This is a genomic window from Prauserella salsuginis, from assembly GCF_024648885.1.
In the GTDB taxonomy this organism is placed as follows: domain Bacteria; phylum Actinomycetota; class Actinomycetes; order Mycobacteriales; family Pseudonocardiaceae; genus Prauserella; species Prauserella salsuginis.
The window spans coordinates 821,154-839,072 of the sequence record NZ_JANBBF010000009.1; the positions used below are offsets into that span (position 1 = coordinate 821,154).

Here is a 17,919-nt window from a genome sequence, read left to right on the forward strand (position 1 = left end):
TCGGACGACGTCGCGTTGTCGCTCGTCGCGGCGGGGCTCAGGACGTGAAGCATGTGGGCCTCCTGTGACAGGCGGAAGTCAGTGGGGTTGGGAACGTCGGGGCGCAAGAACCCGTACGTGTGAAAAACGTACGAGGGTCCCTGACCCCTGACAAGCACGATGCGCCCGGTGAGTCCGGGTGTACGTCGAGTTGCAACCGTCTGCCAGTGGCGCTTCGGCTCAACGTGCCATTACGTCTCCGGCAAGCGGCGGACGGTGGTTGAGATGCGGCGAGCGGCACAGGTCAGTGCGGCGTGGCGGAGGCTCCAGGTGGTCGCACCTGCGGGCCGGTCGGATACCCTGCGCTCGTGAGCATCCTCGAGACGACCCTGGTCTTCGTGGTGATCCCGCTCGCCATCTGCGGCGTATTCGCCCTGGTCACCCTGCGTTCGAAGTTCGCAGGGCGGCCACGGTATCGCCCGGGGCAGGAATGGGACCACCCTGCGACATGGTGGAGTGCCAACCCGGTCAGCGCCGGTACGTCCGGCAAACCCTCGACGGACCGAGGAGGTGCCCGTGGGAACTGGTGAACTGGTCCACGACCGTGACGCCGCCGCGGTCGACCCGGCCGAGTTGCCGTACGGCGCCGCTGTTACGGAAAGCGGGCGTATCTCGCGCGCCCAGGAGTACGTACCCGCTGCTCCGAACGGCCCATTCACGACACAACAGCTGAGCCGTATCGACGAGGCGCTCGCGCTGGCGACGCGTGACACGGGTATCGACTTCAGCATCTACCTCGGCTCACTGGGCGCCGAGGACTCGCGCGCGGCCGCCGAGCAGCTGCACGACCGGCTCGGCACGCGGGGCGACGACGCCGTGCTGATCGCCGTGTCGCCGGGTGAACGGGTCGTCGAGATCGTCACGGGCGCGAACACGACGCAGCGCGTGCCCGATCGTGCCGTGAAGCTGGCCGTCATGAGCATGGTCGCCTCGTTCAAGGAAGGCGATCTGACCGGCGGCTTCGTCAGCGGCCTGCGCATGATGGCCGACCAGGCGGGTAGCCGCCCCACCCACTGACGGCCGACGCCGGAGGGCGACACCGCGCGCGGTGTTGACCACTCAGCACAGCCAAACCCAACGCCCCGGCACCGATCAGTTCGGTGCCGGGGCGTTGTGCTGGGAGGATCCGCGTCCTGTTGCCCGACGCGTCGTGGTGTCGGGGCGTCGTGGTGTCGGGCCGGCCTCAGCTCTCGTCGAACTCCCGGGCCGCGAGCGCGCGCACGACCCCGGCGCGGCCCTCGGAGACGAGCCTGCGCAGCGCGGGCGAGTGCTCGCCCTCCAGCCACGCGTCGGCCGCGGCGATGCACTCGCGCGTGACCGACCACGACGGATACAGGCCCACCACCGTCGGCTGAGCGGCCTCACTGGAACGGCGCGTCCACACGTCGTCGATCGTGGCGAAATACGTGTCGACGTAGCCCTCGAGCAGATGCTTCTGTCCCGGGTGGGAGAAGCCGGTGATGATGGCCTCGTTGACCGCGTTGGGCAGCTCGTCGTCGTGGACCGCGCGCTCCCAGGCCTCCGCCTTGGCCTCGGCCGTCGGCCGCAGCGCACGGGCACGCTCGGCGTGGCGGCGGCCCGTCGCGGTGTCGTCCCGCTCGTGTTCGGCCGCGATCTCCGCTTCGTCCGCCCGGCCGTGGGCGACCAGCGCGTGCAACAGCCGCCACCGCAGGTCGGTGTCGACGACCAGGCCTTCCAGGGTCGCCGAGCCGTCGAACCAGCCCGCCAGTACCGACAGGGTCTGTTCGTCGAGCACGGCCGCGGTCAGCGCGTTGACGAACGCCAGCTGATGATCTGACCCCGCCTCGGCGGTGCGTGCCAGTTCGAGCAGCCGTGCGGTGAACGCGGGCCAGCCCTCCTGCTGCGCCCACGTGGGTTCGGCGTAGGAGTTCAGCGCCGTCTGGGCCTGCATCAGCAGTCGCTGGACGACGCCGACCTCGGTCTCCGCGCCGATACCGCGCTGCACGAGCGTGACGAAGTCGCGGGCCTTGAGCTCGGCCTCCCGCGTCATCTCCCACGCGGCCGACCAGCACAGCGTTCGGGGGAGCGGGTCGGTGATCTCGCCGATCCGGTCGATCAGCGTCACCAGCGACTCGTTGTCCAGCCGCATCGTGCAGTAGGTGAGGTCGTCGTCGTTGACCAGCACGAGCTTGCCGCGGTCGGCGCCCACCAGGTCGGGCACCTCCGTGCGGTCGCCGTCGATGTCGAGTTCGACGCGCTTGGTGCGCACCAGCTTGCCGTCGACGTCGTCGTAGATGCCGACGGCGGCGCGGTGGGTCCGCAACTCTCCTGCACCCGGTTTGGCTCCGCCCTGCAGGACGGCGAAGGAGGTGAACCTGCCGTCGGCGCCGGTTTCGAACGCCGGGCGGAGCGAGTTCAGCCCCGTTGTCTCGAGCCACTGGGCGCTCCACCACGACAGGTCGCGGCCGGACGCCTCCTCGAGGGCGGCGAGCAGGTCGGCCAGCGTCGCGTTGCCCCACGCGTGACGGTCGAAGTACACCTTCAACCCCGACAAGAAGTTGTCCTGCCCGACGTAGGCGACGAGCTGCTTGAGCACGCTCGCGCCCTTGGCGTAGGTGATGCCGTCGAAGTTCACCTCGACCGCCTGCAGGTCGACCATGTCGGCGGCGATCGGGTGCGTGGAGGGAAGCTGGTCCTGCCGGTAGGCCCACGACTTCTCGATGTTGGCGAAGCTCGTCCACGCGCCGGTGTACTCGGTCGCTTCGGCCTGTGCGAGGACACTGGCGAACGTCGCGAACGACTCGTTCAGCCACAGGTCGTCCCACCAGCGCATGGTGACGAGATCGCCGAACCACATGTGCGCCATCTCGTGCAGCAGCGTCTCGGCGCGACGCTCGTAGGAATAGCGGGTGACGCGGCTACGGAAGACGTAGTCCTCCCGGAACGTCACCGCGCCCGCGTTCTCCATCGCACCCGCGTTGAACTCCGGCACGAACAGCTGGTCGTACTTCGAGAACGGGTAGGCCACACCGAAGTTGCGGTGGTAGAAGCCGAAGCCCTGTTTCGTCTCGCTGAAGAGTCGGTCGGCGTCCATGTACTCGGCCAGCGAGGCGCGGCAGTAGATGCCGAGCGGAATGGTGCCGTTCTCGTCGCGGTACTCGTCGCGCCACTCGGCGTACGGGCCTGCCACGAGCGCCACCAGGTACGTCGAGATGCGCTCGGACTCGGCGAACACGAGCCGCACCGCACCCTCGGGTGTCTCCGACTCGGATTCGACGCGCGCGTTGGAGACGACCTTCCAGCCCTTCGGGGCGATCACGGTGAGCCGGTACGTCGCCTTGAGGTCCGGCTGGTCGAAGCACGCGAACATGCGCTTGGCGTCGGCCGTCTCGAACTGTGAGTACAGGTACACCGACTCGTCCACCGGGTCGACGAAGCGGTGCAGCCCTTCACCGGTGTTCATGTACCGGCAGTCGGCCTCGATCGTGAGCTCGTTCGTCTCCGCGAGGTCCGGAAGGGCGAGGCCGTCGTCCTCGACGTACCCGTCGACCGGGAGCGGCGTGCCGTTGAGCGTCGCGGAACGCACACCCTCGGCGACGATGTCCACCCAGGACTCCGCCCCGGGAGTGGCGGCGGCGAAGGTGATCGTGGTCCTGGAGTCGAACGTCTTCTCGCCGGGGCGGCCCTGGCCGTCGGTGAGGTCGAGAAGGATGTCGTAGGACTGGACGTCGAGCAGGTCGGCGCGCTGCTGGGCAGCGTCCCGAGTCAGGTTGGGGGCGGGCACGGACACCTCGGTCATCGATCGTGGGCGGACAACAGGACGTTCGCCGATCCAATCATGGCCACTGCTCCGCCCGCACGGGGAATCGCCTCACTCGGCGCCCAGGGCGGTGTCCCCGCACGGGGAGACGCGGCGGACCGGCGCCTCGGCGGCCGCCTCCTGTGCCGCGCGTACCTGCCCGTACGGAACGGTTCGGTCAGGCCGTGGGAACGATCCGCCGGCCGGGGAACAACATCCGTGCCGGCGGTGTTGGCCGGGATAGATCCGACCAGGCCGAGCGAGGAGCAACGTTCATGACCGAGTCCCGCACCCGCGTCGACTTCTACTTCGACCCGATCTGCCCGTTCGCGTGGATCACCTCGCGCTGGATTCTCGAGGTCGAGAAGCACCGGGACATCGACCTCAACTTCCGCGTGATGAGCCTGGCCCTGCTGAACTCCGGGCGCGAGCTGGGCGACGAGTACGTCGAGCTGATGAAGAAGGCGTGGGGCCCGGTGCGCGTTGCCGTCGCACTCGCCCAGCAGCAGGGTGAACAGGTGCTGCGCGACTACTACTCGGCCTTCGGCACGCGTTACCACAACCAGGACAACAAGGACATCGACCTGGTGCTGAAGGAGGCGCTCGCCGAGGTGTCGGCACCGGCCGAGCTGCTGGACGCGGCCACGTCGACCGACTACGACGAGGCGTTGCGCAAGAGTCATCACGAGGGCATGGACCCGGTGGGCATGGATGTCGGCACGCCGACGCTGCACGTGGACGGCGTCGCGTTCTTCGGCCCGGTGCTCTCCTCCATTCCGCGTGGCGAGGACGCGGTGAAGCTGTTCGACGGCGCCGTCGCGATGGCGAGCTACCCGGACTTCTACGAACTCAAGCGCACCCGCACCGGTGAGCTGAACTTCGACTGACACCTGGCGTGGAGTGCCCCCGAGGGCACCTTGTGGGCACTCCACGTCCCGAATCTTCCCCTCGCGTCGCTTCCCACCCGCGCCTTCTTTTCCGGTGGGGGCTGCACCAGCGGGATCCGGGGGCGCGCGGGATGTCCGCGCGAGGGTGGTGCGGGACAGGGTTGAGGGCATGACGCCCACCCCGGCCGACACGGCCGCCGCAGCCGACGTATCCGAACCGTCCGAGACCAGGCAGGGCAGCGACTTCGCCGTGCTGTCCCGCCGCATCGCCGATGCAGGCCTGTTCGCCCGCCGCCCCGGTTACTACGCCGCTCGCATCGGCATCGTCGCCGCTCTGTACGGCGCCGGTATCGCCGCGTTCCTCTGGTTCGGCGACACCTGGTGGCAGCTGTTCGTCGCCGCGTTCTTCGCGGTCGTGTTCGCACAGGTCGCACTGGTGTCGCACGATCTGGCACACCGGCAGGTGCTGCGCACCCGGCGGGCCGGCAAGATCGCGGGACTCATCGCGGGCAACCTCGGTATCGGGATGAGCTACGGCTGGTGGATGGACAAGCACACCCGGCATCACGCCAACCCGAACCACGAGGAACACGATCCGGACGTGATCCCGGACATCCTGGTGTGGTCCCGGCAGCAGGCGCTCGCCAGCAGGGGGCTGCCACGTCTCATCGGGCGCAGGCAGGCGCTGTGGTTCTTCCCCCTGCTCACTCTGGAGGGTTTCAACCTGCACTTTTCCAGCGTGCGGGCGGTGATCGGCCGGAACGCGAACCCGCGCATCAAGAGTCGGGGTGTGGAGGCGGCGCTGCTCGCCGCCCACATCGCCGGATACCTCGGCGCGCTGCTGCTCGTCCTCTCGCCGGGGAAGGCGCTCGCGTTCCTGCTGGTTCATCAGGCGCTCTGGGGTGTCTACATGGGATCGGTGTTCGCGCCGGGACACAAGGGAATGCCGACGCTGCAGGCGGGCGAGAAGCTCGACTTCCTCCGCAAGCAGGTACTGACGACCCGTAACGTCCGCGGTGGTCCGGTGGTCGACACCCTGATGGGCGGGTTGAACTACCAGATCGAGCACCACCTGTTCCCGCATCTGCCGATGCCGCACCTGCGGAAGGCGCAGCCGATCGTGCGGCGGTACTGCGCGGAGATCGGTGTGCCGTACCACGAGACGGGGCTGCTGAGCTCGTGGGCCGAAGCGCTCGGCCATCTGCACCGCGTCGGCGAGCCGCTTCGCCATGGTGAGACCGGCCGAGGGTCGTGACGGGAGGCCACACCGTCGCGACCGGAGACCACAGCGTCGCGACCGGAGACCACAGCGTCGCGGCCGGACAGCACAGCGCCATGGCGAGACAGCACTCAGCGCCCCGGCGGGACCGGACCGCTGCCAGCGCCACAGTGGGACGTGGCCGCCGATCCCGCTGAGCGCGGTTCACGACAGCGCGGCCCGGCAGACCTCCGGCGGCAGGGGAGCGGCGTCGACGGCCGCGGTGACGGTGAGCGTGCCCGCGCGGACTCCGGTTCGCAGATCCGCCAGCGCGTGCAGGTCCGCCCGCGCCCGTGCGACGAACGCGGCGTCGACGGGCTCGCCGTGGCCGGGAACGACCACCCGCGGCCGGTGTCCGAGTACCTGGTCCAGGGCGGCGGGCCACGCCGCGAGGTGCGTGTCGGGCCCGAAGGACTCCTCGGTGAACGATCCGCCCGGTGCGTGCTCGACGAGATCGCCGGCGAACACGACGTCACCGGCGACGGCGATCACGTCGTGGTCGGTGTGTCCGGGACCCGGGTGGACGAGCTCGACCGTGCGGCCGCCGAGGTCGAGCCGCGCTGCGCGGTCGAAGGTCCGCGTCGGTGCGGCGATCGGCGTCGCCGCGAGGTCGTCAGCCAGCGCGTGCCTGCCCTCGGCCCGGTATCGATCCATCCATTCCCGACGGTCGGTCTCGGCGTGTTCCGCCAGTGCGCCCCGGCATCCGGTGTGTGCCCATATCGGACGGTCGCCGAACGCTGCGGCACCGAAGGAATGGTCGAAGTGCGCGTGCGTCAGCACGATCACCGGTGGCGCCGACGTCACCTCGCGGACCGCCGCCGCCAGCTCCTCGCCCTGCCCGCGGGAGCCGCGGGTGTCGATCACCAGGCACCGCTCGGACCCGACGACGAGCCCGACGGTCAGGTCCAGTTCGGCGTAGCGGCGCGAGTACACGCCCGGTTCCTGCTCGGACCAGTCAGGCACCGGTCAGCACCCCGTCGGTGCCCAGTATCGGCACACCCGCGGACATGCCGACCTCGACGGCCCGTTCGACGATCTCGCCGTCGCCGTGTGCGGTCAGTTCGCGGCCCGAGGCCGAGCCGCTCACCGCCGCGGGCACGTCGGCCACGGCGAACGCCTGCGCCGCCACGACCGCCTCGGGGGAGACGTCGCCGTAGGACTGCAGGCCCGCGACGACGGCCCCTGCGCCGAGCTGGTCCTCGACGCACGGCCGCAACGGTCCGTCGGATCCCGGCGCCGCGCCGGCCGCCACGCCCCACCGTTCTCCCGCGGCCAGCACGCCGATCGGTTCGCCCGCCGCCAGGTCCGCGGCGTGCTTCGCCACTGCGTCGGCGTTGCGCAGACAGGCCGTGAGCACGTGCGCACCCGTCGTGGCGGCGTCGGCCGTCAGTGTCGCCCCGTTCGGCGACTGCACCGGCTCTGCCCCGACGGCGGGCGCCTCGGTAACGGTGTCCGTCCATCGCACCGGCTGCACCGCGGTGCCCTCCGCGAGCAACAGGTCCACCCGCGTGGAGAACGACAGGACGTCCACGATCACCAGTACCGCGCACCGGCCGCCCAGTGCGGCCAGCCCGGACGCGCCCCAGTCGAGCCGCACGTCGTGGCCGTCCTGGGCCAGCAGCGCCGGGGTCTGCGTGGTCGCGGGGTTCGTCCCGGGTGTCGTCGGAGTCGAGTTCGCCGGCATCGCATCCGTCATGGCTCACACCCTGCCGGGTGGCCCGAGGCCATATGCAGCGGGGATGGCACACTGCCGCTGTGCGTGTCTATCTGGGATCCGACCATGCCGGCTTCGAGCTGAAGAATCACCTCGTCGCCCATCTGGAGAAGCAGGGCCACGACGTCACCGACGTCGGCCCGCACGTCTACGACGCCGCCGACGACTACCCGCCGTTCTGCATCGAGACCGCGCGGCGCGTCGTCGCCGACGAGGGCAGCCTCGGTGTCGTCATCGGCGGGTCCGGCAACGGCGAGCAGATCGCCGCCAACAAGGTGCCGGGCTGCCGGGCCGGCCTGGGCTGGAGCGTGGAGACCGCCCAGCTCACGCGGCAGCACAACCACGCCCAGGTCATCGGCGTCGGCGCGCGGATGCACAGCGTCGAGGAGGCCACCGGGATCGTCGAGGCGTTCCTGGACACGCGGGTGGACGACGACCCGCGGCACACGCGCCGGGTGCAGCAGCTGACCGACTTCGAACAGACCGGCGACGCCCCCGCTCTGCCGGAGGCCTGATGCCCGAAGGGCACACCCTGCACCGGCTCGCCCGGCTGCATCAGCGGCGCTACGCGGGTGCGCCGGTGCGGGTGAGCAGCCCCCAGGGCAGGTTCGCCGCCGAGGCCGCGCTGCTCGACGGTGCGACCTTCGTGCGGGCCGATGCACACGGCAAGCACCTGTTCCACGACTACGGTCCGCTCGGCGTCGTCCACGTCCACCTCGGGCTGTACGGCGCGTTCGCCGAGGCTGCGCTCCCCGAGGCGGACCCCGTCGGCCAGGTGCGGATGCGACTGTCCGGCCGGACACATTGGACTGACCTGCGTGGCCCGACCCGGTGTGAACTGCTCACCGAGCCCGAGGCCGACGCCATCGTCGCGCGGCTCGGCCCCGACCCGCTGCGCCGCGATGCCCGGCCGGAGCTCGCCTGGCAACGCATCACGCGGTCGCGGACCTCGATCGCGGCGCTGCTGATGGACCAGAAGGTGCTGTCCGGGGTCGGGAACGTCTACCGCGCCGAGGTGCTGTTCCGCCACGGCGTCACCCCGATGCTCGCCGGCCGCGACCTCGACGAGACGGCGTGGAAGGCGATGTGGGACGACCTCGTCACGCTCATGCGCGCGGGGGTGCGCAGCGGGCGGATCGACACGGTCGCCGACGAACACCTGCCCGAGATCACGGGCCGCGCGCCGCGGCAGGACCGGCACGGTGGCGAGGTGTACGTCTACCGGCGGGCAGGGCAGCCCTGCCTGGTCTGCGCCGCGCCGGTCGCCCACACCGAACTGGCGGGCAGACACCTCTACTGGTGTCCGTCCTGCCAGCCCGCGTGACGTGACGGACCGGGGCGGTCAGAACCCGAAGTCGAACCCGCCCATGTCACCCATGTCGCCGCCACCGAAGTCGCCGCCCATGTCACCGCCGGCGTCTCCGCCCATGTCGCCGCCGCCGTCACCGGCATCGCCGCCACCGCCGTCGCCGCCCTCGCTCATGGCGTCCTCCTGGCCCGCGCTGTAGCCGTCGGCCCAGGCCTCGCCGCTGGGGACACCCGCCATGCCGGCGAACATGGTGCTGAACAGCATCATCGAGCCCAGGCCCCACGCGCCGGCGACCAGTGCGGGTTTCCACCACGGCTCGCTGTACCAGCCCTGCGGCACCGGCCTGCCTGCGACACGGCCGCCGGGGTAGTAGTGCGGGGTGTCGGAGCTCGGCTGCGGCGAGGCCTCGTAGTGCTTGCCCTCGACGTCGACCGAGCGGTGCTCGGTGACCTTGCCCGCGGCCTGCCGCTCGCGGTCCTCCGGCAGTGCGGGTCCCGGGTCGAGGCCCATCGCCTCCCGCGCGGCGCGGACGTAGTAGAGCCCTTCGAGCGCGGTCTCCTTGACGAGTTTCGCCTGCTCTTCGGTCTGGGCCTGTTCCATCTGCGAGCCTGCCGCGTTGTAGCGCTCCGACGCGTCGGCGATCGCCTGCTGTGAGGCCGTGTCGGTGCCGGTCAGGTTGAGCACCTGGCCGCCGAGTCGTTCCAGCCAGCGGCGTGCCTCGGCTTTCGCATCCTCCAGCCGGCTGCGTTTCGCCTGCTGGTTCGACTGGATCAGGTAGTACCCGCCACCGACGATGATCAGTACGAGGACGACGAGGACGAGCTCCATGAGGTACTCCGCTCCATGAGGTGCTCCAGGGGCGTACGCGTTGCGGGGAGGCTGCCGGCTGACCGGACAGACTCCTTCGAACCGGACAACGCCCGCGGCGCCTCGATAGTTCCCACGTGATCACCAGGCGCGGCCCGTGTAGTACGCGTCCGTCCAGATCCGCTGCTTGCGGATGACGTCACCGCTCTCGGGTGCGGCCCAGACGTGGTTGCCGCCCGCGTAGATGCCGACGTGGTAGACGGAGCCTCCCTCGTGGAAGAACACCAGGTCACCCGGCACCTTCGCGTGGTTGGCGACGGCTCGCACGGCCCGGTGCTGCTCACTCGACGTGCGAGGCAGCCGGATCCCGACCTGCCCGTGGACGAACTGGGCGAACCCGGAACAGTCGAACCGCTGTGGTCCCGCGGCACCGTACGCGTACGGTTTGCCGGCCTGGGCCGCCGCGACGTCCACGAGCTGTCTGCCGATCGGTTTCGTGGGCCGCTCCGGTGCCGGTGGTGGCGGAGGAGGCAGGCGCACCTCGACCCGCTGGGGTGAGGAGGCAGCCGGGTCGAGGAACGTGCTGCCGTCGTAGGTGAGCCGCCACTCGGCGGTGCGGTCCGGGGTGCGGTGGAACGTGGCGTTGCCGTCGTCGCCCGTGGTTGTGGTGTCGACGGCCTGCCACCGGCCGTCGGCGGCCCGGCGTTCGAGGGCGACCTGCTCACCGCTGACCGGGCGGTCCCGCAGCCCGGTCAGGGTGCCCGACAGCGTCACCCGTGTGCCCTTCTCCACGGTGTTCGGTACGTCGTGCAGGGACTGCTCGCTCGGTACGACGGCTGCCGCGTTGCCCGCGAAGGCGACGAGAGCCGTGCCACCGACCAGTCCGATGACCGTTGTGCGCTTCCACGGTGTGGACACGCCGATCCTCCAACAGGAACGTCACACGTCATGGTCCCCCGACCTCGCCGAGGCCGTCGTGGCATCGGCACCGTGCTGGGCCGATGGGGTGAACCACCGGCCGGGACGACCGTAAACACGGGTTCCGCGGTGGTCGCGAGTCGAGAGCACCCACACCGGTGAAGCTGCGTATGGCCCCGGATCGCCGTCGACTCTGGCGCAGCGAACTAGAACACGTTACTGTTTTGCGGCATGAGGTTCACACTGTCGGTGGCCCTGACCCCGCTGGATCAACTGACCGAACTGGCCGTCACGGCGGAGGAGTGCGGGTTCTCCTCGATCGCCCTTCCCGACTCGCTTTTCTATTCTGAGCAGGTATCCGCGGACTATCCGTACACTCCGGACGGAAGTCGGTTCTGGGACGAGAACACGCCGTGGGTCGACCCGCTGATCGCCGCGGCGTCGATGGGTGCGGCCACGGACAGGATCACGTTCTACACATCCGTGCTGAAACTCGGTTCGCGGAATCCGGTGCTCTTGGCCCGTCAGGTGGGTTCGGTCGCGAACCTCACGGGCGACCGGTTCGGATTGGGGCTCGGTGTGGGTTGGGCTCCGGAGGAGTTCGAATGGTGCGGGGTGCCGTACCGGCGGCGCGGCAAGCGGGTCGACGAGGCCATCGACGTGCTCCGGCTGATCCTCGGTGGCGGGATGGTGGAGTACCACGGCGAGTTCTTCGACTTCGACAAGCTGTGCATGAGTCCCGCGCCGAAGCGGCACGTGCCGTTCTACATCGGCGGGCACAGCGAACCGGCGCTACGCCGCGCCGCCCGCGTCGGTGACGGCTGGTCGTCGGCGATGATGAAACTCGACGACCTGCGCGACACGATCGCCCGGCTGAACACGCTGCGCGCCGAGTACGGCCGCGCCGACGAGCCCTTCGAGTTCCAGGCGGTGTGCATCGACCGGTTCGGCCTCGACGGCTACCGCGAGCAGGCCGACGTCGGCGTCACCGACGTGATCACCGTGCCCTGGGTGTTCGACGGTCTCGGGTTCGACGCCCCGGTCGAGCAGAAGAAGGACTCGATCAAGAAGTTCGCCGACGAGATCATCGAGCGGTTCTGAGGAGGTCCGGCGTATGGGTGTCACGGTGTGCTGGGATGTCGACTCCGAACAGCCGCCCGCGCGCGTCGCGGCGTTGCGGTCCATGGAGGCCGTCGCGGCGGGGAACAAGCAGCGCTGGCTGAGCCTGTTCGACCCGGCGGCGGTGATCGAGGATCCGGTCGGGCCGTCGCCGTTCGACGAGGAGGGCAAGGGCCACCACGGCGCGGAGGGCATCTCGGCGTTCTGGGACCTGACGATCGCGCACGTGCAGCGGTTCGAGTTCGTCGTCCGCGATTCGCACGCAGGAGGCGACGAGGTGGCGAACGTTGCCACGATCACCACGTTCTTCGACGGCGGCTACCGTGTCGACACCGACTGCGTGATCGTCTACCGGGCCGGCTCCGACGGGCGGCTCCTGTCGGTCAGAGCGTTCTGGGAGACCGACCGTGCGGCGGCCACGGCACGGCAGGTGGATGACGACACGTCCCTGTGACCCGCGCCGACATGGGCTGGACGGCCCGCCGCGGGAGTGATCTCCTTCCGGATACACCCCGGTCGTGAGCGGCCGGTGCCGGGCATTCGGAGGTCTCGTGTCGCCGCACGTGTACGACCGCATCGGTACCGATTACGCCCGTGGCCGGCGCACCGATCGCCGGTGGATGTCGCGCATCTCCCGGGCCGTGGACGACGGCGCCGTCGTCGATGTCGGTGCCGGTCGGGCTCGTACGAGCCCGACCGGTCGACCGTGCTGGCGGTGGAACCGTCACGTCGCATGCTCGCGCAACGGGCCGGCGCGGTCCCCGCCGTGCAGGCTGTGGCAGAGCAGCTGCCGCTGCGCGACCGGGCTGCCGACGTTACGTTGGCCGTGCTCACGGTGCATCACTGGCGCGACTGGCGCCGTGGCCTCGCGGAACTGCGGCGCACTTCCCACCGTCAGGTGATCGTGGCCTATGAGACCCGCCTGCACGCCGAGTTCTGGCTGACGCGCGAATACATCCCCGAGATCGCACGACTGGAGGCCTCGCGTCCGTCCGCAACCGACATCGCCGACGAGCTCGGCGCCGACGATGTGACAGCGTCGCCCGTCCCGTGGGACTTCGCCGACGGGGTCTTTCCGGCGCACTGGCGGCGCCCTGAGGCCTATCTCGATGCCCGGGTCCGGCGGAACTGTTCCGCTCTGGCCCAGACCGACGAGGCGGCGGTGTCGCGGGGCATCGAGCGGTTACGAGAGGATCTTGCCTCCGGTCGTTGGCATGAACGGCACCGCGACCTGCTGGGCCGCGACGAACTGGATGTCGGCTTCCGGCTCGTGACGCGCGGTTGATGAGGGTGAGTGGATGGAGGCGCGCATGGAGATCGTGGTCGACGATCTGTCCGGTCCGCGGATCGCGGAGTTCCTGGCCGAGCACCTGCGGCAGCTGCGGGCCACGTCGCCGCCCGAGAGCAAGCACGCCCTCGATCTCGAGGACCTGCGCAAGCCGGACGTGACGTTCTGGTCGGTGCGCAGCGGCGAGTCCGTCGTCGGCTGCGGCGCGATCAAGCGTCTCGACCTCGAACACGGCGAGCTCAAGTCGATGCGCACCTCGCCCGACCACGCACGCGGTGGCATCGCGTCCGGACTGCTGGAGCACATCCTGGCCGAGGCGCGGCGCATGGGGCTGACGCGGCTGAGCCTGGAAACCGGTTCGGACGAATTCTTCCTCCCGGCGCGGAGACTGTACGAGAAGTTCGGGTTCTCCTACTGCGAGCCGTTCGCCGACTACCGGCCCGATCCGAACAGTGTCTTCATGACGAGGACGCTCTGACGGGTCGGGCCGGCCACGCCGCTCGCGGGATCGTGCCTTGATGCTCGGGCACAAGCTCAGGCGAGGTGCTCATTGTGCGTGTGCCTTGGTTGACTCAAGGACGGGAGGATTACGCGGGAGGATAGGGCTGGAGACGCTGATCGTGCTGGTTGTTTGGCCGTGCAGTAGGAAACGGTCGAGTATGTGCTCCAAGCTGCTCAGCGACGGTGCGTGCACGTGGAGCAGGAAGCAGTCGTCGCCGGTGACGCGATGGCACTCGCTGATCTCGGGAGTGCGCTCGGCGAGTTCGACGACCTTGGCAAGCTGCCCGGGTCCAGGCCGTACCCGAACCCACGCGGAGATCAGGTAGCCCAAAGCGGCAGGATCGAGATCAAGACGGTATCCGCGGATCACTCCGAGGCGTTCGAGTCGGGCGATCCGGCTGGAGACCGTAGGGGTGGATAACCCAGCTCGACGAGCCAGCGCAGACTTCGATTGCCGCGGGTCCTCGTTGAGGGCGACGAGGAGCCTGCGATCGACATCGTCGACAACGCTGTTTGCCGAAATGTTCTCGATCGCTGCTCCCGACTTCGGATCCGTAAACATTTATGGCTCCGATCGCTCTGATTGGTAAAGCCCGGTCGGTGGAAATGATGCAGTCTGGAATCATGAACGGATCCCCAGTGGCCCGAACGGCAAACCGCGCCCCACGGGAGCCTGGCGAGGGCGATGTGGCAACGCCCGTTAATACGCCCGTGGACACCGTGCGCGCATCAACGGGCATGGGCCTGTCAGGGCAGCGAGCAGCGTTCGAGATGCCATGCGAGGTGGCTTACTTCAACACCGCGAACCTCTCTCCGCTGCTGCACTCGGTGCGTGTCGCGGGCGAGGAGGCTCTGCAGCGCCGCGCGCGACCGTGGACGATCACGGCGCAGGATTGGTTCGCGGACGTGGAACGGCTCCGATCGTTGTTCGCCGCTTTGATCGGCAGTTGTGCGGACGGCGTCGCGTTGATCCCCGCCACCAGCTACGGGTTTGCGGTGGCTGCGAACAATATCGCCCTCCGAGCCGGACAGCGCGTGCTGGTGCTGGCTGAGGACTACCCGTCGGGCGTGTACACATGGCAGGCCGCAACGCGTGCGGCGGGCGCCGAGATGCTCACCGTGCACCGAGCTCCTGGACAGAGCTGGACTGAGGCTGTGTTGGACGGTCTCGACGAGCGAGTCGCCGTGGTCTCGGTTCCGCAGGTGCATTGGACTGATGGTGCGCTGGTGGATGTGGTCGCGGTCGGCGCACGGGCACGCGAGGTCGGCGCTTGCCTGGTCATCGACGGTAGCCAGTCGATCGGCGCGCTACCGTTCGATGTCGCCGCCATCCGGCCCGACTATGTCGTCAGTGTGGGTTACAAATGGTTGCTCGGGCCGTTCGGAGTTGGGTATCTCTACGTTGCGGAAGAGCACCGCTCGGGCCGGCCGATCGAGCACAACTGGATCCTGCGCGATGGTGCGGAGGATTTCGCGCGCCTGGTCGACTACCGTGACGAGTATCAGCCCGGGGCGCGCCGGTTCGATGTCGGCGAGCGGACCAAGTTCGAGTTACTGCCGATGGCTGTCGCCGCCCTCGAGCAGCTCCACGCATGGGGAATCGACGAAGTCGTGGCAGCGTTGTCCGCGATCACAGGCCAGATCGCCACACGGGTCAGCAAACTGGGTCTGGACCCGTCGTCGACCGATCAGCGCGGTGGGCACATGCTCGGCGTAGCGCTACCCGACACGATCCTGGCTGACGTCTTGCCCGCGCTGGCCGCAGCCGACTGTTACGCCTCGGTCCGGGGCCGATCGTTGCGGCTGGCGCCCCACCTGCACGTCACCGACGCCGATATCGATCAGCTGCTCGACGCTCTCGCGAGAATCGTGCGATGAGGGTAGCCGTGCCATGACCGCAGCGCACGGCGGTTCCTACGGGGCCACCGCGGCGATCGAGTCGAGCAGCGTGTCGGCGATCGTGGCCGGCTCGGTCATGGGGGCCAGGTGGTGGGTATCGACCCGGTGGACCGGCCAGCCGCGTTGCGCGGCTCGTGCGGAGGCTGTTGCGTAGGGTCGGCTGAGCTGGATGTAGTCGGCTGGCCCGGCCCAGTCCGCTTCCGGTCGTGGCTCGGCCAGGAACGCGGCCGCCACCTCGGGTTCCTCGTCGATCAGGGTTGTGCGTAGTGCGTCGTCGGGTACCAGGCCGGCCAATAGGTCGGCGTCGAACCATCGGTGCCACGGAGGCAACCGTGAGTCCCGCACCTGTGACCGCAGCTCATCGACCAGCGCGGCGGGTGCGGTTTCCTCCCAGCTGTGCCCAGGCGTGGGTAGTTCAGCGTCCAGATAGGTCAGTGCGGCCACCGGATGATCGGCCGACTCGGCGAAAGCCGGCAGCAGTGGTCCGGCGCCGCTGTGTCCGACCAGCACCAGTGAGGTTGTCGTGGGTGCGCTGGGCACGGCACTGGCGAACTCGGAGACCAACCGTTGATGCACTGGTGGATCGGTCACCGCGCGGCGTAGGTCGGGTACGAGTGCCGTGACGCCGCGGGCGTTCAATTGGTCGGCCAGCGGCTTCAGGCTCGCCGGCCCCAGAAACGGGCTGTGTGCAAGTACGACGTTGTGTGTGTTCGTCATGGGTGATCCTCCCTGCCTCGTGTCACCGGCGTCGGTCGCATGGCCCGCCTGACCGGCTGTCGGAGCGGTCATCGCCGATCCCTGTCGTCGAAGTGCAGCGCACCTAGTCCTTCCCGGTACGACGGGTAGTGGGGTGTCCAGCCGAGTTCGCGCTTGGCCTTGGCGTTCGACAGGCCGATTCGCGTGGCGACCATGAGCGCGCGCATGTAGGGCACTGGCATGAGCAGCCACCCCGGGATCTGCGGTGGCGCGGGCGCGTGGACGTGGTCGGCGATTGCGGCGACGTAGTGGGCGAAGTCCACCGGTCGATCGTCGACGACGTTGTATGCCTCTCCGGCGTGCCCGCGTTCGAGCGCGGCGACTGTCGCCGATGCAGCGTCGTCGATGTGGATCAGGGAGGTGGTGCCCGAGGGGAGGGGTACCGGCAGCCTTCGCCGAGCGACGAGGGTTGCCATCCGCCAAGTGGCTGGTTCCGGCCCGTAGAACATGCCGTAGCGCAGTGCAATGCCGTCGATGCCGGCGGTGTTGAGTGCCTGATGCTCGTTCGAGCGCATCGAGTCCATGTGCTGGTCGAATGCTCGGTGCCCGGTCGCTTCGGCGAACGGGCTGTCCTCAGTGATCAGATCGTCGCCGTGGTCGCGGTAGCCGTAGCCGAGGAAGAACGACTGGGTGAGGAATCGGTGGGCACCGACCAGCTCGGCGGCGCGCAGCAGGTTCGTCGTGCCGCGATCGCGCAGCCTGTCGGTGGCGTGAAGGTCACGGTGCCGCAGCGGTACCCCCTCGATTGCTGTGGCCTGATGGATCACGGCGTCGGCGTGGCATCCCGCCAACGCTGCCAGCAGTCCTTCGCCGTCGAGTACATCGGCGCGTACCGCGTCGGCGCCGGCTGCTCCGAGCTGTGTGGCGCCGTGCGCGCAACGGGTGAGTCCGAGCACGCTGTGGCCCGCGGCGAGTAGCTGGGGTACCAAGCGGCGGCCGATGGCGCCGGTGGCACCGGCAAGGAGAATCCTCACTGTCGGCCCCCTCCCGTCGTCTCCTGCATCCGACCTCGCCGGCCGAGTTGGCGGACGCGCAGCACGAATCCGACCGCGCCCACGGCGGACAGTGCCAACAGCAGCCAGGGGTCGGCGGCGTTGCCTCCGCGATGCAGATCCAGCACGTGGTTGACGGCGTGGAAGGTGTTGGTCACCACGAATCCGGCCAGCACGACGGCGATCGTGTCCCGCCAGAACAGCGCCGCCAGCATCGTCAATCCGATGCCGATCTGGAACACCCCTGCATCGTGCAGGAAGTGCACGTGGTGCGGCCAGCTGGCGAAATCGGCGAACCCGACGGGGTCCCAACGTGCCCATATGCCGAAGGCCAACATCGATGACGCCGTCACGACCACGGTCGCGCGGACGACCCAGGAACTGCGCACTGTCCATCACCCTCCCGCTCGGATGCGTCCTTACGACGGGGCGGCAGCGACGCGTGTGACAAGCTTGTGTGGCCGGTCACATGTGTCACATCGGTGTGGTGCTCCTTCTCCTGTGCGCGTGGGTCCAGGTCGGGTAGACCGGCCGACGGTTGTCGACGAGTACAGAACCGGTTGTCCGCGCGGTAGCCGACGTGTGCGGCAGCGTTTTCGTGCCGAGGGTCTGGTATGCGACACCTGGCTGCGATCAGCGACAGCGCGGCTGCTCAGGAGTGACCACCGCCGG

19 protein-coding genes and 1 pseudogene are annotated in these 17,919 nt (G+C 69.2%); 11 read left to right on the forward strand and 9 right to left on the reverse strand.

The features are described 5' to 3' along the window. Window positions 1-347: 347 nt before the first annotated feature. Window positions 348-569 (forward strand): aa3-type cytochrome oxidase subunit CtaJ, encoded by a 222-nt coding sequence (ctaJ, locus tag LY40_RS10545; protein WP_258936669.1) that lies wholly within the window; start codon window positions 348-350, stop codon window positions 567-569. Next, on the forward strand, window positions 556-1,056 hold the full coding sequence (locus tag LY40_RS10550) for a DUF5130 family protein (protein ID WP_183783905.1): 501 nt from the start codon (window positions 556-558) through the stop codon (window positions 1,054-1,056). The genes ctaJ and LY40_RS10550 overlap by 14 nt, the downstream gene beginning before the upstream one ends. A gap of 166 nt (window positions 1,057-1,222) precedes the next feature. Here the strand turns inward: LY40_RS10550 and pepN are convergent, their stop codons facing one another. Continuing rightward, the gene (gene pepN, locus LY40_RS10555; protein WP_258936766.1) at window positions 1,223-3,784 is read right to left on the reverse strand and encodes an aminopeptidase N; all 2,562 of its coding nucleotides are present in this window, start codon (window positions 3,782-3,784) and stop codon (window positions 1,223-1,225) included. Between the two features lie 290 nt (window positions 3,785-4,074). Here pepN and LY40_RS10560 point away from each other — a divergent pair, with 290 nt between their 5' ends. Together LY40_RS10560 and LY40_RS10565 are read left to right on the forward strand one after the other, a co-directional pair. Then, window positions 4,075-4,686, forward strand: coding sequence for a mycothiol-dependent nitroreductase Rv2466c family protein (locus tag LY40_RS10560; protein ID WP_258936670.1), 612 nt, complete (start codon window positions 4,075-4,077; stop codon window positions 4,684-4,686). A 169-nt stretch (window positions 4,687-4,855) separates the two neighbouring features. Further along, window positions 4,856-5,941 (forward strand): fatty acid desaturase family protein, encoded by a 1,086-nt coding sequence (locus LY40_RS10565; protein WP_258936671.1) that lies wholly within the window; start codon window positions 4,856-4,858, stop codon window positions 5,939-5,941. Between the two features lie 168 nt (window positions 5,942-6,109). Here the strand turns inward: LY40_RS10565 and LY40_RS10570 are convergent, their stop codons facing one another. Together LY40_RS10570 and LY40_RS10575 are read right to left on the reverse strand one after the other, a co-directional pair. Then, window positions 6,110-6,907, reverse strand: a complete 798-nt coding sequence (locus LY40_RS10570) for an MBL fold metallo-hydrolase (RefSeq protein ID WP_183783913.1) — start codon at window positions 6,905-6,907, stop codon at window positions 6,110-6,112. Further along, entirely contained in the window at window positions 6,900-7,640 is a 741-nt protein-coding gene (locus LY40_RS10575) for a 2-phosphosulfolactate phosphatase (protein WP_258936672.1), read from the reverse strand. The genes LY40_RS10570 and LY40_RS10575 overlap by 8 nt, the downstream gene beginning before the upstream one ends. A gap of 59 nt (window positions 7,641-7,699) precedes the next feature. Here LY40_RS10575 and LY40_RS10580 point away from each other — a divergent pair, with 59 nt between their 5' ends. Continuing rightward, entirely contained in the window at window positions 7,700-8,173 is a 474-nt protein-coding gene (locus LY40_RS10580; protein ID WP_183783915.1) for a ribose-5-phosphate isomerase, read from the forward strand. After that, a complete protein-coding gene (locus LY40_RS10585; RefSeq protein WP_258936673.1) occupies window positions 8,173-8,982 on the forward strand; it encodes an Fpg/Nei family DNA glycosylase in 810 nt (269 codons plus the stop codon). Before LY40_RS10580 ends, LY40_RS10585 begins: the two co-directional genes overlap by 1 nt. An 18-nt stretch (window positions 8,983-9,000) precedes the next feature. Here the strand turns inward: LY40_RS10585 and LY40_RS10590 are convergent, their stop codons facing one another. Continuing rightward, the gene (locus LY40_RS10590; RefSeq protein WP_183783919.1) at window positions 9,001-9,795 is read right to left on the reverse strand and encodes a hypothetical protein; all 795 of its coding nucleotides are present in this window, start codon (window positions 9,793-9,795) and stop codon (window positions 9,001-9,003) included. 120 nt (window positions 9,796-9,915) lie between these two features. Next, window positions 9,916-10,692, reverse strand: a complete 777-nt coding sequence (locus tag LY40_RS10595; protein ID WP_258936674.1) for a C40 family peptidase — start codon at window positions 10,690-10,692, stop codon at window positions 9,916-9,918. A 231-nt stretch (window positions 10,693-10,923) separates the two neighbouring features. Between LY40_RS10595 and LY40_RS10600 the strand changes: the two genes are divergently transcribed. The 4 genes and pseudogenes from LY40_RS10600 to LY40_RS10615 all read left to right on the forward strand — a co-directional run bounded on the left by LY40_RS10600 (window position 10,924) and on the right by LY40_RS10615 (window position 13,577). Then, window positions 10,924-11,793: a TIGR03619 family F420-dependent LLM class oxidoreductase gene (locus LY40_RS10600; RefSeq protein ID WP_183783921.1), complete on the forward strand. Its 870-nt coding sequence runs from the start codon at window positions 10,924-10,926 to the stop codon at window positions 11,791-11,793. 13 nt (window positions 11,794-11,806) lie between these two features. After that, window positions 11,807-12,265 (forward strand): nuclear transport factor 2 family protein, encoded by a 459-nt coding sequence (locus tag LY40_RS10605; RefSeq protein WP_258936675.1) that lies wholly within the window; start codon window positions 11,807-11,809, stop codon window positions 12,263-12,265. A gap of 166 nt (window positions 12,266-12,431) precedes the next feature. Beyond that, a pseudogene (locus LY40_RS10610) lies at window positions 12,432-13,096 on the forward strand (methyltransferase domain-containing protein). Between the two features lie 13 nt (window positions 13,097-13,109). Further along, window positions 13,110-13,577 (forward strand): GNAT family N-acetyltransferase, encoded by a 468-nt coding sequence (locus LY40_RS10615; protein WP_258936676.1) that lies wholly within the window; start codon window positions 13,110-13,112, stop codon window positions 13,575-13,577. Window positions 13,578-13,646: 69 nt separating this feature from the next. On the opposite strand, the gene LY40_RS10620 is transcribed toward LY40_RS10615, so the two are convergent. Continuing rightward, entirely contained in the window at window positions 13,647-14,162 is a 516-nt protein-coding gene (locus LY40_RS10620) for an Lrp/AsnC family transcriptional regulator (RefSeq protein ID WP_258936677.1), read from the reverse strand. 149 nt (window positions 14,163-14,311) lie between these two features. On the opposite strand from LY40_RS10620, the gene LY40_RS10625 reads away from it, so the two are divergent. Continuing rightward, window positions 14,312-15,478: an aminotransferase class V-fold PLP-dependent enzyme gene (locus tag LY40_RS10625; RefSeq protein WP_258936678.1), complete on the forward strand. Its 1,167-nt coding sequence runs from the start codon at window positions 14,312-14,314 to the stop codon at window positions 15,476-15,478. A gap of 36 nt (window positions 15,479-15,514) precedes the next feature. Here the strand turns inward: LY40_RS10625 and LY40_RS10630 are convergent, their stop codons facing one another. The 3 genes from LY40_RS10630 to LY40_RS10640 all read right to left on the reverse strand — a co-directional run bounded on the left by LY40_RS10630 (window position 15,515) and on the right by LY40_RS10640 (window position 17,636). Next, the gene (locus tag LY40_RS10630; protein ID WP_258936679.1) at window positions 15,515-16,216 is read right to left on the reverse strand and encodes a hypothetical protein; all 702 of its coding nucleotides are present in this window, start codon (window positions 16,214-16,216) and stop codon (window positions 15,515-15,517) included. A gap of 68 nt (window positions 16,217-16,284) precedes the next feature. Further along, window positions 16,285-17,229 (reverse strand): NAD-dependent epimerase/dehydratase family protein, encoded by a 945-nt coding sequence (locus LY40_RS10635; protein WP_258936680.1) that lies wholly within the window; start codon window positions 17,227-17,229, stop codon window positions 16,285-16,287. After that, window positions 17,226-17,636 carry a hypothetical protein gene (locus LY40_RS10640; protein WP_258936681.1) on the reverse strand — a complete coding sequence of 137 codons (411 nt, stop codon included), beginning with the start codon at window positions 17,634-17,636 and terminating at the stop codon, window positions 17,226-17,228. The genes LY40_RS10635 and LY40_RS10640 overlap by 4 nt, the downstream gene beginning before the upstream one ends. Window positions 17,637-17,919 lie beyond the last annotated feature (283 nt).

Coding starts and splice junctions, on each gene's coding strand:
- LY40_RS10560 (WP_258936670.1), top strand. CDS start 4,075: ATGACCGAGTCCCGCACCCGCGTCGACTTCTACTTCGACCCGATCTGC.
- LY40_RS10565 (WP_258936671.1), top strand. CDS start 4,856: ATGACGCCCACCCCGGCCGACACGGCCGCCGCAGCCGACGTATCCGAA.
- LY40_RS10575 (WP_258936672.1), bottom strand. CDS start 7,640: ATGACGGATGCGATGCCGGCGAACTCGACTCCGACGACACCCGGGACG.
- LY40_RS10585 (WP_258936673.1), top strand. CDS start 8,173: ATGCCCGAAGGGCACACCCTGCACCGGCTCGCCCGGCTGCATCAGCGG.
- LY40_RS10590 (WP_183783919.1), bottom strand. CDS start 9,795: ATGGAGCTCGTCCTCGTCGTCCTCGTACTGATCATCGTCGGTGGCGGG.
- LY40_RS10600 (WP_183783921.1), top strand. CDS start 10,924: ATGAGGTTCACACTGTCGGTGGCCCTGACCCCGCTGGATCAACTGACC.
- LY40_RS10605 (WP_258936675.1), top strand. CDS start 11,807: ATGGGTGTCACGGTGTGCTGGGATGTCGACTCCGAACAGCCGCCCGCG.
- LY40_RS10615 (WP_258936676.1), top strand. CDS start 13,110: ATGGAGGCGCGCATGGAGATCGTGGTCGACGATCTGTCCGGTCCGCGG.
- LY40_RS10620 (WP_258936677.1), bottom strand. CDS start 14,162: ATGTTTACGGATCCGAAGTCGGGAGCAGCGATCGAGAACATTTCGGCA.
- LY40_RS10630 (WP_258936679.1), bottom strand. CDS start 16,216: ATGACGAACACACACAACGTCGTACTTGCACACAGCCCGTTTCTGGGG.